The following is a 347-nucleotide window of genomic DNA, read 5'->3' on the forward strand; positions in this document are numbered from 1 at the left end:
GAACTCTGCTACAAACTCATCGTAAACTTCTTTATCAATGATAACTGCTTGTTCTGACGCACAGACCATACCGTTGTCAAATGACTTAGACATAACGATGTCATGTGCTGCCTGACGGATGTTTGCTGATTTTTCAACATAGGCTGGAACGTTACCTGCACCTACACCAAGGGCAGGTTTACCACAAGAGTAAGCTGCACGCACCATTGCGTTACCACCAGTTGCAAGGATTGTTGCAATACCATCATGTTTCATCAACTCAGATGTTGCTTCCATAGATGGTTTTGTAATCCACTGGATACAGTTTTCAGGGGCACCAGCTGCCACAGCTGCTTCATAGACAACAC

Annotated in this window: 1 protein-coding gene; it reads right to left on the reverse strand. The window is 44.7% G+C overall.

What is annotated here, in order from left to right:
- On the reverse strand, positions 1 to 347 hold a 347-nt coding region (locus C1G53_RS01340; RefSeq protein WP_153046630.1), incomplete at both ends, for an aldehyde dehydrogenase family protein.

The organism is Streptococcus suis (genome assembly GCF_002960445.1).
Taxonomy (GTDB): Bacteria; Bacillota; Bacilli; order Lactobacillales; family Streptococcaceae; genus Streptococcus; species Streptococcus hyiners.